The organism is Collinsella sp. UBA1693 (assembly GCF_002320115.1).
In the GTDB taxonomy this organism is placed as follows: Bacteria; Actinomycetota; Coriobacteriia; order Coriobacteriales; family Coriobacteriaceae; genus Collinsella; species Collinsella tanakaei.
Window position 1 is genome coordinate 491,338 of sequence record NZ_DCJT01000010.1, and the last position, 15,546, is coordinate 506,883.

Sequence of the window (15,546 nt, forward strand, 5' to 3'; positions counted from 1 at the left end):
GCCAAGACAAGGAGAGATTGATATGGCTTCTATCGAGGCTCGCTCTTTTTTGATGCCGGGCAAGATTGTCTACGGAGAGGGGGCGCTTGCTCAGGCTGCCCCGTCTATGGCGCAGATGGGAGAGAAGGCCCTGATCGTGACCGACGCGATGATGGTGAAGCTGGGAAACCTGGCTCGCGTCACGCAGGCGCTTGAGGGCGAGGGCATCGGGTTCAGCGTGTACGATGGCATCAACTCCGAACCCGTCGACAAGATGGTCGAGGAGGGCGTACGCCGATTCAAAGAGGATGGTTGCGACTTTATGGTGGCCCTGGGAGGAGGTAGTCCCATCGACACCATGAAGGCAATCGCCATGTGCGCCGCAAGCGGGGAAAGAGTCGCCGCCTTCATGGGCGGGCCTTACTGCGGTCCTGTCTGCCCCATGGTCGCCATTCCCACAACTGCGGGAACGGGGTCCGAGGCTACGCAGTTCACCATTATCACCGATACCGAAAACGACGTTAAGATGCTCATCTCCGGGGCTCCGCTGATTCCCGCGCTGGCTATCGTCGATCCGGTATTTACGGTGACGGCGCCTGCCAGCGTGACCGCCGCGACCGGCGTGGATGCTCTTTGCCATGCTATTGAGGCGTACACCTCTCGTAAGGCGCAGCCTCTGTCGCAGGTTTTCGCCCTTTCGGCCGCTAAGAGGATTTTCACCAGCCTCGTCGCTTGCGTGGAGGAACCCGACAACATCGAGGCCAGGACCCAGATGTCGCTCGCTGCCACTGAAGCGGGCATTGCGTTTAATAACGCCAGCGTCACGCTCATTCATGGTATGAGCCGCCCCATCGGAGCTCTGTTCCATGTTCCCCACGGTCTTTCGAACGCCATGCTGATGAAGGCCTGCTTCGACTTTGCCCTGGACGGCGCTTACGACCGCTTTGCGGAGGTCGCCAGGGCCTGCGGGCTGTCCGCTTCCGATGATGACGCTGCTGCCGCGCGTGACCTTATGGAGGGGATTGATGATCTTCTGGCCAGGATCAAGATTCCAACGCTTGCCGAGTTTGGTGTCGATGCCGATGCTTTTACCGGGGCTATCGATAAGATGGCGGCGGATGCGGAGGCCAGCGGAAGCCCGGCAAATACCATCAAATCGGTATCCCAGGAGGATATGCGCGCGATTTACCGGAGCCTTATCTAGGTGTCGCATGGCTTGAGACGGCTTGCTCGGGAAGGGCGGACGCGATGGGGTATCGCGTCCGCCCTTTTTCACGCATTCGCCCTCGTGTTCTCGCTTGATGAATCAATATGGCAATGAACGAACAATTTAATTTTTCAGGTAAATCGTCTTTCTGGGTTTTCAATTCAATTCAGTGGTGGTAGTTTACCAAGGTGAACATAGCCAAGGCTAACTTCCCTTGAGCAGGGCACCATTGCTGCCGTAGCGAAAGGGAAGTTTTCCTGCATTTGCACCGTATTCGCACCGTGCTCGTCGTCACGGCGCGCAAGAGTGCGAAGCGGTGTGAAAGCGAAAGCGCGGTAAAGCGGCTATGCGATGTGTTGGGACGAGGAGAGACGGTGGTTGAGGATGCCTCAGGGTCCGCAGATGCCGGCGATGCCGCTTTCGATGGCACATGCTGGTGACACGGTGACGGTTTCGCGCGTGAAGGGCGCGGCTGACGTCAAGCGACACCTGGAGACGCTCGGGTTTGTCGAGGGCTCGCAGGTGCATGTGGTCACGTCTGGCGGCGGCAACATCATCGTTCTCGTCAAGGGCGCTCGCTTTGGCCTTGATGCCAAGGTAGCCAAGAACGTAATGGTCGCTTAAGGGCGGTTGCTGACCGCGCTGGGCGATGCAGGCCAAACCGAGAGGGGGAAGCATGAAGACATTGGGAGATGTGGCGGTGGGGGATAGCTCCGTTATCGTCAAGCTGCACGGAACGGGTGCGCTGCGCCGTCACCTTATGGACATGGGGCTTATCAAGGGCACCGCGTTTAAGGTGGTGAAGGTGGCTCCGCTGGGCGATCCCGTGCAGATTACCGTGCGCGGCTACGAGCTGTCTATCCGCAAGGAAGAAGCGGCGATCGTAGAGGTCGAGTAGGCCTGAAGCGTTTCTTTTTACAGGTAGAGTTAGCCTATTCTAACAACAATGGCCAACTCAGGAATTGCTTGAATCTCAAAGCCTTAATGTGAAAGAAGGAATGATGGCTGAATCCCAGATTCATATCGCGTTGGCGGGTAATCCCAACTGCGGTAAAACCACGCTGTTCAATTTGATTACGGGCCAAAACGGCTACGTGGGCAACTGGCCGGGCGTTACGGTCGAGAAAAAGCAGGCGCCCCTGTCGGCTGATAAAAGCGTTATCATCACGGACCTCCCGGGCATCTATTCGCTGTCTCCGTATAGCCCGGAAGAGCAGGTGTCGCGCGACTACCTCATGAGCGGCGAGGCGGATGTTGTGGTGCAGGTAGTTGACGCCACCAATCTGGAGCGCAACCTGTACCTGGCGCTTCAAGTGATCGAGACGGGTCTGCCCGTGGTGGTCGCCCTCAACATGGCAGACCTGGTGAAAAAGAACGGCGACACCATCGACGTCGCCCGCCTGGAGAAGGCGTTGGGCTGCCCGGTCGTCATGGTCTCCGCTTTGAAGAACAATGGCGTCGACGCCCTTATCGATAAGGCAAAAACCACCGCCGCTACCAAGGGCTCTGGCCAACGCCATGCGTTTGATTCCGCGATCGAGGACGTGCTGCAGCACATCGAATCGCACCTGCCCGCATCCGTCGCTGCAAATCGCCGTCGTTACTATGCCGTCAAGATGTTCGAGCGCGACTCGGATGCTGCATCAGCAATCAAGTTGACGGACACTGCCGCGCAGAAGATCGAAGCCCTCATCGCCCAGTGCGAAGCCGACTGCGACGATGACGCGGAATCCATCATTACCGGTGAGCGCTATGCCGTCATCGCCCATATCATCGATGAGTGCCTGCATCGCGCACCCGCCAAGATGAGCACCTCGGAGAAGATAGACCGCATCGTCACAAATCGCTGGCTGGGTCTGCCCATCTTCGCCGCCATCATGTTCGGCGTGTACTACCTGGCCATCTCCACGTTCGGCACCTCCATGACCGATTGGGTGGACGACAACCTCTTCGGCGACGGCTGGGACTTCTTTGGTGCCGCCATGCCCAGCGTCCCCGCGCTGTTCGAGGGCTGGCTTTCCACTGCGGGCGCCAGCGATATGGTGATCTCCCTGGTCTGCGACGGCATCGTTGCCGGCGTGGGTGCCGTTCTGGGCTTCATCCCGCAGATGTTCGTCCTCTTTGTCCTGCTCTCCTTCCTTGAGGATTGCGGCTACATGGCGCGCGTCGCTTTTGTTATGGACCGAATCTTCCGCCGCTTTGGCCTGTCCGGTAAGTCCTTCATCCCCATGCTGGTGTCCACCGGCTGCGGCGTGCCGGGCGTGCTTGCCACCAAGACCATCGAGAACGAGAAGGACCGCCGCATGACGGTCATGACCACCACGTTCATCCCCTGCGGCGCCAAGCTGCCCGTCATCGCGCTTGTCATGGGCGCGCTCATCGGCGACGCAGAGTCCACGTGGATCGCGCCGCTCTTCTACTTCCTGGGCGTCATCGCCGTCATCGTCAGCGGCATCATGCTCAAAAAGACCAAGCTCTTCGCGGGTCGTCCCACGCCCTTTGTCATGGAGCTTCCCAGCTATCACATGCCGAGTGCTCGCAGCTGGGCGCTGCATGTGTGGGAGCGTGTGAGCGCCTACGTCAAGAAGGCCTTCACCATCATCTTCGCCTCCACCATCGTGGTGTGGTTCTTGTCTAACTTCGGCCTGTTCAACGGTGCCTTTGGCTACCTGCCCGCCATGGAGGGCATCCCGGAGGAGTTCACCGACTACTCTCTACTGGCGTCTCTCGCCGGCCTGCTCGCGTGGATCTTCGCACCGCTTGGCTTCGATTCTTGGCAGGCAACGGCCATGTCCATCACGGGCCTGGTTGCCAAGGAGAACGTCATGGCCACCGCGGCGTCGCTTTTGCACCTGGCAGATGCTACCGAGACCGACCCCAGCCTGTGGGCCGCGTTCGCCGCGCTTTTCCCCAGCGCCGGCGCCATCGCCGCCTTCGGCGCCTTCAACCTGTTGTGCGCCCCGTGCTTCGCTGCCATGGGCACCATTCGCGCCCAGATGAACTCTGCCAAGTGGACCGCCGTCGCGCTGGGCTACGAGTGCGGTTTCGCCTGGGTCGTAGGCCTTATGATCAACCAGTTCTACCTCGCTGCCCAGGGGGTCTTCAGCATCTGGACCGTAGTCGCCGTGCTCTTCGCGCTGGCCATCTTGTTCCAGCTCTTCCGCCCCATGCCTCGCGGTGCGTGGGACGATGATACGGCGGAGCGCCTTACCCCGGCGGGCGCCTCTGCATAGCGCTGTGCCGCTCTAGGCTTGCCCCAAGCCCCTGTTGCCGTTTTTAACGCCGTGTCCCCCTGTGCTATGTGGGGCGCGGCGTTTTTTGTGTTGCGTGGACGAGGGAGGGCCGCGTTGCCCTGCATATGCGCTAAAGTTAGTCATTGTAAACAAAGGAGGAACCATGAGTCCCATCGATATCGTTTTGCTGGTTTTGATCGGCGCGGCATTTGTCGCCGTGTTGGTGCGCGTCAAGCGCAGGGGCACGTGTGGAGACTGCTCGTCCTCCGGCTCGTGCTCGGGGCACTGCAGCTCTAGGCAGAAAAGCTGTTGTCCCGCTGTAAAGGGCGTGGATGCCGTGGAGAAGGAGCTCTCGCGCGGCGTGAAGTAGCTCTTATGATTCATGGGCCCTCGCGAGTCGACCAAGCTTGCGAGGGCCTTTTTAGGTGGCAAAGGCGGGGTGCAGTCAGAGTGCCCTGGCGCGCGTCATTGTTTACATCAAGCTGTTACCGAATGACGGAGCGGTTGTAAACCAGGTGCAGATACATCGCATCGCCGGCGGCAACGGGATCATGCTCAGCAATGGCGTTCGCCACATTGCGGTGCGTGCGCAGGGTCTCTTCCACTAAAATCTTTTTGGTGGCAGTGATAAAGAGCGGAACGGATTCGTTGAGAATGGGCAACAGTCTGGGCACCACAAGATTGTCGCTGCTTTTTGCGATAGCGGTGTGCATTTTTGCGTCCGCTGCGGCATAGTCCTCGCCAGCGAGAATAAGCCGCTCGCATTCATCGCACCAATACATGATCTCATCGATTTGCTTGTCCGTGGCGTGCTCCGCCGCCATGCGGGCGATATGGGGTTCAATCATAAAGCGAACTTCTAGCAGGTCATGTACCAGGCGTTTCTTATCCTCAATGAAGGTAAAGCCAAGAGGATCATCCACAACGCCAGGGTTGCTGGAGACGTATGTGCCCGACCCCTGTTTGATTTGGACGATGTTGCGCGACGCAAGTAGTTTCATGGCCTCGCGAACCGAGCTCCTGCCCGCTCCCAAGCACCGCACCAGTTCCGCTTCGTTGGGAAGACGGTCGCCTTGCTCTAGTTTCTCGTCCAATATAAGCTGGACGATGCGCTTGGAAAGCTGTTCCGGTAATCCGCGATCGGCTTCTGCCATATTGTCCCCTCTTGAGCAAACGTATGCGATAAATCATCAGATGCATTGTACTAATGTGGCTCGCGCTCTTACGAATACGACACAAGTAGATACCGTTTACCCAGTTATATCGACCGTTTACATGAAACATCAGATGATTTAGCTGATAATAAGCAAATTCTCTGTCTGATGACTAACAAAACCATTATAGTCATCAGATGTATAGAAAAGGTCTGATGTTTGGAGGAGATATGTCGGACCCAACGTTCTTGGCTGACCCTACAAGACTTATTGTGGCGGCGGTACTGGGAATTGCATTGTTGCTTTTGCTTATTATTAAGTGCAAGCTGCATCCTGTGATTTCAATGATGATTTCCGCTGTATTTATAGGTATTGGTGCGGGGATGCCGCTCAACCTTATTGCAGACACCGTTGAGAAAGGCGTGGGGAACACCCTGAAAAACATCGCATTGCTCATAGGTTTGGGTTCGATGTTTGGTCAGATTCTCGAGGAGAGCGGCGGCGCTCGTCAAATTGCTCAGACCTTTATCAACAAGTTCGGACAAGGTCATTCGAGTTGGGCGCTGGGCATCACCGGCTTGGTGATTGGAACCACGGTGTTCTTTGAGGCAGGCGTGGTCGTGCTGATACCTCTGGCGTTTAGCGTTGCAAGCCAGACCAAGAAGTCTGCGCTTTATTACGGTATCGCACTGCTTGCCGGTCTTGCATCCGGATACGCGTTTGTTCCTCCCTCGGCGGGATCTGTGCTGGTCGCGGGAACGCTTGGCGTTGATCTCGGTACCATGATTGCCGTGGGAATCCCCGTTGCGTTTATCGCCATGGCCGTCGCAGGTGTGTACTGGGGCCGCTTTATTGGCGGAAAGATCGATACCCCTGTTCCTGCCCACATTATGGAAGCGGAGGCTTCTGGGGACGATAGCGACTTGCCTTCCTTTGGCATGGTTATGGCTATTGTGCTCACGCCCTTGGTCCTCATTTTGCTGGGCACTCTTTCTCAGTATCTGCCCATTCCCGAGCAAGTGGCCGCTGCGTTTGCATTTTTGGGCAAGCCGTTTGTGGCGCTGACCATTTCTACGCTGGTGGCAATGTATCTGCTGGGTACCCGCAGGGGATATACCGGAGCTCAGCTCAAGGCTCTGCTCGACCGCTCCCTTAAGCCCGTTGGCATGATATTGCTGGTAATTGCCTGCGGCGGCGTTATCCGTTGGATGCTTCAGGACTGTGGACTTGGTCAGATCATTGGGCCCCTGCTTGAGCAAAGCCACATGCCCATGGTGCTTGTTGGCTTTTTGATCGCGCTTTTGGTCCGTGCATCTGTAGGCAGCTCGATTGTTGCCATGACCATGGCGTCGGGCATTATGGCGACCATGCCCGCGGTGATGGGTGCTTCCATGCTGGGGCGCGCTGCGGTCTGCATCGCTATCTGCGGTGGCGCCACGGCGCTCTCGCATGTGAACGACGCCGGCTTTTGGATGTGCTCATCCTTCTTGGAGATTGATGAGAAGACCACGCTTAAGTCTTGGACGGTTATGGAGACTTTGATTGGCCTTTCTGGCTTAGTGTGCGCGCTGATCATCTCTTTCATCGCTTAGTACGTAGGCAGCCAAGATGGCTATTTGGGTTTTACCGTTCACCTACTTTTTCTGCTAGTAGCCAGATACTTTTTGGATTCGGTACGTCTGCCCTGCAAAAGGGGCGCGTAAAGAGAGGGGATTAACCATGTCTAACCAGAGCAACAGCCAAAGCAATGCCAAACAGCTTACCGCTACGGAGAAGGCGCAGATTGCAGATCAGGCGGCGAGCCTTGCATCGAGTTTGCAGCCACGCTCCGGCAAGTTCCGCACCATCAGCCCGGAAATGGATCCGCTGCGCTTGGGGTCGGGCTGGAGCATTGAAGACCTCGACAAGCCTCAGGTCATTATCGAGTCCACGTTTGGCGATTCGCATCCTGGTAGCGCCGGCCTGTTTGACCTGGTCGAGGAAGTGCGCCAGGGCGTTGCCGAGGCCGGTGGTCACGGTGCGCGCTATTTCTGCACGGATATCTGCGATGGCGAAGCCCAGGGACACGATGGCATCAACTACTCGTTGCCCAGCCGTGACATGATTGCCAATATGATTGAGATTCACGCCAAGGCAACGCCGTTTGACGCGGGCGTATTTGTGGCGAGCTGCGACAAGGGCCTGCCCGCGAACCTTATGGCGCTGGGCCGTATCAACATTCCCTCTATTGTGGTGACCGGCGGCGTGATGGACGCGGGTCCGGATCTGCTGACCCTGGAGCAGCTGGGTGCCATCAGTGCTCGCTATGAGCGTGGCGAAATCTCCAAGGAAGAACTCGATTTCGCTAAGCACAACGCTTGCCCCAGCTGTGGTGCCTGCTCCTTTATGGGTACGGCTTCGACTATGCAGGTAACGGCAGAGGCCCTGGGTCTTATGCTTCCCGGCACGGCGCTGCTCCCCGCCACCAGCACCGACCTGCGTGAGTTTGCGCGCCAGGCGGGCCGTCAGGCGGTGTGGCTCTCCGAGCACAACCTTACCCCGCGCCAGATTGTGACCAAGGAGTCCTTCGAGAACCTTATCATGGTTCATGGCGCCATCTCCGGCTCTACCAATTCGCTGCTGCACATCCCCGCGATCGCGCGCGAGTTTGGCATCGAGATTTCTGCAGACGATTTCGATCGCCTGCACCGTGGCGCCCACTACCTGCTTAACATTAGGCCCGCGGGTGAGTGGCCCGCGCAGTTCTTCTACTATGCTGGCGGCGTACCGCGCATCATGGAGGAGATCCGCTCCATGCTGCATCTGGACGTTATGACCGTTACGGGCAAGACGCTTGGCGAGAACCTGGACGAGTTGAAGGCCAGCGGGTATTACGAGAAGTGCCAGAGCTATCTCAACAAGTGGAACCTCAAACGCGAAGACGTCATCCGACCCTTTGACGACCCCTTTGGCACGGACGGCTCCATCGCGATTCTTCATGGCAACCTTGCTCCCCAGGGCGCTGTGGTCAAGCACACCGTTGTTCCCAAGGAGATGTTTAACGCAACCCTTCGCGCTCGTCCGTTCAACTGCGAGGAGGACGCGATCCATGCGGTTCTGACGCATCAGGTCAAGCCGGGTGACGCCGTCATCATTCGCTATGAAGGCCCCAAGGGCTCCGGCATGCCGGAGATGTTCTATACCACAGAGGCTATCGCGTCCGATGCCGAGTTGGGTTCCACCATTGCGCTGATTACCGATGGACGCTTCTCCGGCGCTTCTAAGGGCCCGGCTATCGGTCATGTTTCCCCTGAGGCAGCAGACGGCGGCCCCATTGCGTTGGTCGAGGAGGGCGACCTCATCCGTATCGATATTCCCGGTCGCGGGCTTGAGATTGTGGGCATCAACGGTGTCGAGATGACTCCTCAGCAGGTTGACGAGGTGCTCGCCAAGCGTCGCGAGGCATGGGTTGCTCCACAGAGCAAGTACGACTCCGGCACACTTAAGTTCTTTACCCAGCATGCAGTATCGGCAATTAAGGGCGGCTATATGGAGTAAGCGAAGCCAGCGCAGACCCCTCGTCCGTGGTAAGGTAGGTTAGTGAAGTGAACGTTCCCTAGAAGGTACGAGGCATAAGGCTGGTGGATCATGGCGCGAGTGACCATGAAGGATATTGCGGCGCGCATGGACGTGTCGGTCAACACGGTGCATAAGGCGCTGACTGGCAAGCCCGGTGTTTCGGACGAGGTCCGCGCACGCATTGCGAGCCTGGCGGACGAGATGGGGTACCGTCGCAACGCCAACGCATCCAGCTTGCGCCGCAAGGACGCCAAGATTGTTGTCTGTCTGCCAAGCCCGGCGAAAAGCGGACGTTACTATTATGCCTACCTGTGGGAGGGCTGCCGTTCCTATATTGAGGACGCGCCGGACGTGGGTGCTGTGTTCGAGAATATCGAGTATGCGTTTGGACAGTACGCCATTGCCCTTGCGGGCATTCTCGACCGTATAAACGAAGGAGAGCATATTGACGGCCTACTGACGCTCGCCCCCATTCGTCCTGAAGGGACGGCGCTGTTGAAGGAGATTGCGGAGACGGGCACCGCGGTGGTGCTGCTGGATGGCGATAAGCCGCAGACCAAGCGCATCGCCGCCGTGGTGTCCGACTACGCTATGGCCGGCAGTCTTATGGCCGAGCAGGCGATCAACCTGCTTCGAGGCAAGCAGGACGCCCGCATCCTCCTCTTGGCGGGCGACCCCCAGTCCGAGTCCCATGCGCTGGTGGCTCGTGCGTTCCATGAATACCTGCGCGTCCAGCGCGCCCAGGTGAGGGTGGATGACCTGTGCGGAGCCCACCAGCAGGAGGACCGTCTCCATGAGGAACTCTCTCGTGTATTGAATACCGCGAGACCGGACATGGTCTGCAGCGTGTTTGCCGTGGGATCGGAAGTGCTTGCGGACACGCTGGTGGAGCTTGGCATGGTGGGCGAAGTCCTGGCGATTGGCAACGATTTGTTCCCCGAGAGCGTTTTGGCGCTGCGTCGCGGCATTGTGAACAACTTGGTCTACAAGGATCCCTTTGGCATGGCGCAGGCCGCCCTCAAGAGGCTGCTTGATTTTGTGCTGCTGGGCGAGCGCCCGCAAAGCGACGTGGAGCGCGGTATGGTGGAGCTGGTGTTTAGGAGCAATCTCGACCGCTACGCAACTGCGGCGCACGTTCAGGTTACGGGGTAGGGAAGCATCGAAGATTCGGTTTGTGGCTCATGGCCTATCGATGTCGGGGGCGTCGCTATTTAGTGGCGCCCTTTCTATTACCGCACATCACGAGCGGCGGTGACATGCCTGTAGGCTGGACACTCCGGGCAGCAAAATACACGCGATGCTGAAAACGGCCTCCAGTTGGACTTGGGGCTCTGCTGAAATCAGCCTCCGTGTTACCTCCGTTGCTAAAAATGCGGTTCAGTTGGACTTGCGAAATCGAGTCTTCGATTCTGCTGGTCTATCTACCATGGGTTTCTCCAATTAGGTCTTCATCGGGTTCTATGCCAAGTCCAACTGAAGGCTGATTTCAGCAGAGGTTACTCCAACTGAAGCCTAAAAATAGCAAGAGGTTGTAAACGAAGGCCGTTTTCAGCAGGGCCCCAAGTCCAACTGAAGCTGAAAAACAGCGGTGCAGCCAGGCGGGAGTTCGGCGCACCGCCAGATGAGCATGACTTTTGATGAACCGCGACGGGCGCGTTTGGCGGTGGTTCCAGCAACGTGCTCCCTGGTTTAATCCCATCGGACCCCATCGAGCGAAGAGCCGTTTACCGATGAAAAAGTGCCGTTCGTCCGTATAGGTAAAGTGAACGTTCACCTAACCTAGTGCAATTTCTCTTGGATTAGGGTAACGTTCACCTTGTACAAAGGCGAGCGACAGCTTTTCTCGCCCGGGGGTCGCAGACATCGAGTATGTTTGCGAAGTCGAGAGGATACACATGAAGGCTTTTATGGACGATCAGGATTTTCTTCTGAGCACGCAGACGGGTGAGGAGCTATTCCACACCTATGCGGAGCACATGCCCATTGTTGACTATCACTGCCATATTTCCCCCAAGGAGATTTTCGAGGACAAGCGTTTTGAATCCATCACCGAGGTCTGGCTGGGCGGCGACCACTACAAATGGCGCCTTATGCGTGCCAACGGCGTGGACGAGCGCTTTATCACCGGTGACGCCCCGGCTCGCGAGAAGTTCCAGAAGTGGGCGGAGACCCTGGAGCGTTGCGTTGGCAACCCCGTTTTTGAGTGGAGCCACCTGGAGCTCAAGCGTTTCTTTGGCTATGAGGGCGTGCTCAACTCCCAGACCGCTCAGGAGGTATGGGATTTGGCCAATGCCAAGCTTGCACAGGACGATTTCTCCTGCCGCGAGCTGGTTCGCCGCTCTAATGTCCGCATGATCTGCACCACCGATGACCCGGCAGATAGCTTTGAGTGGCACAAGAAGATCGCTGCCGACCCCACCTTCGACGTGCAGGTTGTTCCCGCTATGCGTCCGGATGCAGCACTTCGCATCGAACGCGGCCGTGAGTTCGTGAGCTACCTGGGCCGTCTGGCAGACGTGGCCCACGTCTCCATCTCCTCGTTTGCAGACCTCAAGCGCGCCATCTCCCTTCGCTATGACGTCGCCCATGAGCTTGGTTGCCGCGCCTCTGATCACGCGCTGGACTACGTGATGTACGTGCCGGCGTCTGAGGATGAGATTGAGCACATCTTCGCCAAGGCGCTTGCCGGCGATACCCTTGATGAGCACGAGGTCCTGGCATACAAGACCGCCTTTATGCAGTTCGCCGCCAGCGAGTACGTGCGTCTGGGCTGGGCCATGCAGCTGCACTTTGGCTGCAAACGCGACAACAACCGCGCCATGTTCGCCAAGCTTGGCCCGGATACCGGCTACGACTGCATCTCCAACTACACCCCTGCCGATCAGCTGGCAGATTTCCTCAACTCCATCCAGGAGAACAGCGGCCTGCCCAAGACCATCTTGTACAGCTTGAACCCGGTCGACAACACCATGATCGACACCGTGATGGCGTGCTTCCAAGAGGCTCCCGTCGCCGGCAAGCTCCAAAACGGCTCCGCCTGGTGGTTCAACGATAACGAAGTGGGCATGCGCGAGCAGATGACCGTCCTTGCCAACGAGGGCGTGTTCGGCAACTTTATCGGCATGCTGACCGATTCCCGCAGCTTCCTGTCCTACCCGCGCCACGAGTACTTCCGTCGCGTGATGTGCGGCCTGCTTGGCGAGTGGGTCGAGGCCGGCAAGTTCCCGCGCGATATGGAGCTGCTTGGCAGCCTGGTCCGCGATATTTCCTACAACAACGCTGTTCGTTATTTTGGCTTTGATCTTGCAGAGGAGAAGTAAATGAAGACTTTGAATCGTACGACGCTGGCGGAGATCGGTAATACCAGCTACGTGGTACCCGCCGACGCCCCCGAGAAGGTTCTCCAATTTGGCGAGGGCAACTTCCTCCGCGCCTTCGTCGACCGCTTCTTCGACTTGGCAAATGAGGCGACCGGGTGGAACGGCCGCATCTGCATGGTGCAGCCCATCAACGGAGCGTTTGGCTTCGCGGATGGCATCAACGCTCAAGATGGCCTGTACACCGTGCTCATGCGCGGCCGCGAGAACGGTCAGCAGGTGGACGAGGCTCGCCTGATCTCAAGCTGCAGCCGCTGCCTCAACCCGTATCGCGCGGAGGACTTCCAGGCGATCATGGACGTCGCCGTCTCCGACGACCTGGAGATCATCGTCTCCAACACCACCGAGGCCGGCATCGCTTACGACGCTTCTTGCAAGCTGGATGATGAACCCCCGGCGAGCTTCCCGGCCAAGCTGACGCAGGTGCTCTACAAGCGCTACCAGGCGAACAAGCCCGGCGTGATCGTCCTTTCCTGCGAGCTTATCGACCATAACGGCGCCGAGCTGCTGCGTATTGTCCACCAGCATGTCTCCGACTGGGGCCTGGAGGATGCGTTCAACGCCTGGCTCGATACCGAGTGCACCTTCTGCACCACCCTTGTTGACACCATCGTCCCCGGCCGTATCCGTGAGGCCTCCGAGGCGGCTGCCGTTGCAGAGCGCCTGGGTTACGAGGATCCCTTCCTCACGGTTCGCGAGCCCTTCCAGATGTGGGGTATCCAGGGCGACGAGGCGCTGGCCGCCAAGCTGCCGTTCATCCAGGCGGAGCTGCCGGGCGTCTTTGTCACCCCGGATGTGACCCCGTACAAGAAGCGCAAGGTCCGCATCTTGAACGGCGCCCACACCTGCTTTGTTCCGGGTGCTTGGCTTGCCGGCTTCGACATTGTTCGCGACTGCATGCATGACGAGGTTGTGCGCGGTTTCATGAACAAGATGCTCGACCGTGAGGTTATCCCCACCCTGTCCGGTGAGCTGGACGAGGAAGACCTGCGCGCGTTCGCCGCGGCGGTCGAGAACCGCTTCGATAACCCGTTTATCGACCACCAGCTGCTCTCCATCTGCCTTAACTCGACCGCCAAGTGGCGCGCCCGCGACCTGCCCACGCTGCTGGACTACGTTGAGCAGAAGGGCGAGCTGCCCGCGTGCCTGGCTACCAGCCTGGCGACCCTGATCGCGTTTTACTCCACCGGCCTGGAGGGTCGCGAGGACGACGGCCTGCACCTGCGTCGCGCCGACGGCACGGCTTACGTTGCGCAGGATGACGCCTTTGTTCTCGATTTCTACGCCGCCCATGCGGATGACGCCGACGCCGACCTGGTTGCCGCCGTGCTCTCCAACGAGCAGATGTGGGGCCAGGACCTCACGCAGGTCCCCGGTCTTCTCGACTTTGTAACCAGCGCGCTGGCGATTGTTCGCACCCAGGGTGCCGCCGCCGCGTACGCTGCAGCTCTGTAAACCTTGTATGCCGCGGGCGGGGCAATGCTCGTCCGCGGTTTTTTCTCATGATTGGAGGAGCCATACGTGAAGACCATCCAGATCAATCCGGCCGATAACGTGATCGTGGCGCTCGAGCCCCTTGCCGCCGGCACCGCGGTCGCGGTTCCGGGTGTGGGCGATGTCGCGGCGGCAGAGGACATTCCGCAGGGCCACAAGATGGCCGTCCGCGCAATCGCCGCCGGCGACAACGTAATCAAGTACGGTTTGCCCATCGGCCATGTGACCTGCGATGTCCAGGCGGGTAGCTGGCTGCATACGCATAATGTCAAGACCAATCTCTCCGGCGAAGTCGATTACGAGTACCATCCGTCGCGCCCGGTGCTCCGGGCTATCGAGCCCAAGACCTTCCAGGGCTTTCGCCGCGCCGACGGTCGCGCCGCCACGCGCAACGAGCTGTGGATCATCCCTACGGTTGGCTGTGTGAACGAGGTCGCCCGCGCCATGTGCGAACAGGCTCAGGATTTGGTGGGGGACAGCCTTGAGGGCGTGTACTACTTCCCGCATCCCTTTGGCTGCTCGCAGACGGGTGCGGACCATGCGCAGACCCGCAAGCTGCTGGTAGCGCTTTCGCGCCACGCGAACGCCGCCGGCGTGCTCTTCCTTTCGCTGGGGTGCGAAAACTGCACGCATGCCCAGGTGCTTGAGGAGCTGGGTGACTACGACGCGCAGCGCGTGCGCTTCCTTACCTGCCAGGATGTTGAGGACGAGTTGGTAGAGGGCCATAAGATCCTCTCCGAGCTCGCCACTCACGCCAAGACGTTCAAGCGCGAGGCCATCTCTGCCTCCGAACTGGTCATCGGTCTCAAGTGCGGCGGATCTGACGGCCTGTCCGGCATCACCGCTAATCCCGTGATCGGTCGCGTTTCCGATATCGCGGTCGCCGGCGGCGGCACCTCTGTGCTTACCGAGGTTCCCGAGATGTTCGGCGCCGAGTCGATTCTGCTGGATCGCTGCGAGGATCAAAGTGTGTTCGATGCGGCCGCCGGCATGCTCAACGGCTTCAAGGATTACTTCATCAGCCACGGCGAGGTTGTGTACGAGAACCCCAGCCCCGGCAACAAGGACGGCGGCATCACCACGCTTGAGGACAAGAGCTGCGGTTGCGTCCAGAAGGGCGGCAGCGCGCCCATCGTTGACGTGCTGGGCTACGGCGATACGGTGCGCAAGCCCGGCCTGCAGATGCTCTGCGGCCCCGGCAACGACATGGTCTCCACTACCGCGCTCACCGCGGCAGGTTGCCATGTGATTCTGTTCTCCACCGGTCGCGGCACGCCGTTTGGCGCCCCGGCGCCCACGCTCAAGGTCTTCACCAACGAGCGCCTGTGCCAGCATAAGGCCAACTGGATGGACTTCAACGCCGGCGTGGTCGCCACGGGCGAGCGCACCATCGACGAGGCCGCCGAGGACCTGTGGGACCTGGTGCTCGAGACGGCGAGCGGCAAGCAGACCAGCGCCGAGCGCCGCGGGTGCCATGAGATCTCGATCTGGAAAGACGGCGTCACGCTGTAAGGCGTCTCGATATACGACTTGTTTATGCCCGC

12 protein-coding genes are annotated in these 15,546 nt (G+C 59.0%); 11 read left to right on the forward strand and 1 reads right to left on the reverse strand.

All coding sequences use genetic code 11. The features are described from left to right. Nucleotides 1-22 precede the first annotated feature (22 nt). The 5 genes from B3H65_RS06630 to B3H65_RS06650 all read left to right on the forward strand — a co-directional run bounded on the left by B3H65_RS06630 (nucleotide 23) and on the right by B3H65_RS06650 (nucleotide 4,789). Nucleotides 23-1,183 carry an iron-containing alcohol dehydrogenase gene (locus B3H65_RS06630; protein ID WP_286684617.1) on the forward strand — a complete coding sequence of 387 codons (1,161 nt, stop codon included), beginning with the start codon at nucleotides 23-25 and terminating at the stop codon, nucleotides 1,181-1,183. A gap of 387 nt (nucleotides 1,184-1,570) precedes the next feature. Then, nucleotides 1,571-1,810 (forward strand): FeoA family protein, encoded by a 240-nt coding sequence (locus B3H65_RS06635; protein WP_117679446.1) that lies wholly within the window; start codon nucleotides 1,571-1,573, stop codon nucleotides 1,808-1,810. A gap of 52 nt (nucleotides 1,811-1,862) precedes the next feature. Continuing rightward, entirely contained in the window at nucleotides 1,863-2,084 is a 222-nt protein-coding gene (locus B3H65_RS06640) for a FeoA family protein (protein ID WP_009140723.1), read from the forward strand. Between the two features lie 103 nt (nucleotides 2,085-2,187). After that, complete coding sequence (feoB, locus tag B3H65_RS06645; RefSeq protein WP_286684618.1) at nucleotides 2,188-4,419, forward strand: ferrous iron transport protein B; 2,232 nt, start codon at nucleotides 2,188-2,190, stop codon at nucleotides 4,417-4,419. A 163-nt stretch (nucleotides 4,420-4,582) separates the two neighbouring features. Further along, complete coding sequence (locus B3H65_RS06650; protein WP_286684619.1) at nucleotides 4,583-4,789, forward strand: hypothetical protein; 207 nt, start codon at nucleotides 4,583-4,585, stop codon at nucleotides 4,787-4,789. 115 nt (nucleotides 4,790-4,904) lie between these two features. On the opposite strand, the gene B3H65_RS06655 is transcribed toward B3H65_RS06650, so the two are convergent. Continuing rightward, nucleotides 4,905-5,573 (reverse strand): FadR/GntR family transcriptional regulator, encoded by a 669-nt coding sequence (locus tag B3H65_RS06655; RefSeq protein WP_286684620.1) that lies wholly within the window; start codon nucleotides 5,571-5,573, stop codon nucleotides 4,905-4,907. A gap of 230 nt (nucleotides 5,574-5,803) precedes the next feature. Between B3H65_RS06655 and B3H65_RS06660 the strand changes: the two genes are divergently transcribed. From B3H65_RS06660 to B3H65_RS06685, 6 genes are all read left to right on the forward strand, one after another. Next, a complete protein-coding gene (locus tag B3H65_RS06660) occupies nucleotides 5,804-7,165 on the forward strand; it encodes a GntP family permease (protein ID WP_286684621.1) in 1,362 nt (453 codons plus the stop codon). A gap of 127 nt (nucleotides 7,166-7,292) precedes the next feature. After that, nucleotides 7,293-9,110 carry a dihydroxy-acid dehydratase gene (gene ilvD / locus B3H65_RS06665; RefSeq protein ID WP_286684622.1) on the forward strand — a complete coding sequence of 606 codons (1,818 nt, stop codon included), beginning with the start codon at nucleotides 7,293-7,295 and terminating at the stop codon, nucleotides 9,108-9,110. Between the two features lie 105 nt (nucleotides 9,111-9,215). Continuing rightward, complete coding sequence (locus B3H65_RS06670) at nucleotides 9,216-10,283, forward strand: substrate-binding domain-containing protein (RefSeq protein WP_286684623.1); 1,068 nt, start codon at nucleotides 9,216-9,218, stop codon at nucleotides 10,281-10,283. Between the two features lie 743 nt (nucleotides 10,284-11,026). Continuing rightward, nucleotides 11,027-12,451, forward strand: coding sequence for a glucuronate isomerase (gene uxaC, locus B3H65_RS06675; protein ID WP_286684624.1), 1,425 nt, complete (start codon nucleotides 11,027-11,029; stop codon nucleotides 12,449-12,451). After that, entirely contained in the window at nucleotides 12,452-13,963 is a 1,512-nt protein-coding gene (locus B3H65_RS06680; RefSeq protein ID WP_286684625.1) for a tagaturonate reductase, read from the forward strand. It abuts the gene before it with no gap. 66 nt (nucleotides 13,964-14,029) lie between these two features. After that, complete coding sequence (locus tag B3H65_RS06685; protein WP_117679440.1) at nucleotides 14,030-15,514, forward strand: UxaA family hydrolase; 1,485 nt, start codon at nucleotides 14,030-14,032, stop codon at nucleotides 15,512-15,514. Nucleotides 15,515-15,546: the final 32 nt, after the last annotated feature.

Coding starts and splice junctions, on each gene's coding strand:
- uxaC (WP_286684624.1), top strand. CDS start 11,027: ATGAAGGCTTTTATGGACGATCAGGATTTTCTTCTGAGCACGCAGACG.
- B3H65_RS06655 (WP_286684620.1), bottom strand. CDS start 5,573: ATGGCAGAAGCCGATCGCGGATTACCGGAACAGCTTTCCAAGCGCATC.
- B3H65_RS06660 (WP_286684621.1), top strand. CDS start 5,804: ATGTCGGACCCAACGTTCTTGGCTGACCCTACAAGACTTATTGTGGCG.
- B3H65_RS06635 (WP_117679446.1), top strand. CDS start 1,571: ATGCCTCAGGGTCCGCAGATGCCGGCGATGCCGCTTTCGATGGCACAT.
- B3H65_RS06670 (WP_286684623.1), top strand. CDS start 9,216: ATGAAGGATATTGCGGCGCGCATGGACGTGTCGGTCAACACGGTGCAT.
- B3H65_RS06680 (WP_286684625.1), top strand. CDS start 12,452: ATGAAGACTTTGAATCGTACGACGCTGGCGGAGATCGGTAATACCAGC.
- feoB (WP_286684618.1), top strand. CDS start 2,188: ATGGCTGAATCCCAGATTCATATCGCGTTGGCGGGTAATCCCAACTGC.
- B3H65_RS06630 (WP_286684617.1), top strand. CDS start 23: ATGGCTTCTATCGAGGCTCGCTCTTTTTTGATGCCGGGCAAGATTGTC.
- ilvD (WP_286684622.1), top strand. CDS start 7,293: ATGTCTAACCAGAGCAACAGCCAAAGCAATGCCAAACAGCTTACCGCT.
- B3H65_RS06640 (WP_009140723.1), top strand. CDS start 1,863: ATGAAGACATTGGGAGATGTGGCGGTGGGGGATAGCTCCGTTATCGTC.
- B3H65_RS06650 (WP_286684619.1), top strand. CDS start 4,583: ATGAGTCCCATCGATATCGTTTTGCTGGTTTTGATCGGCGCGGCATTT.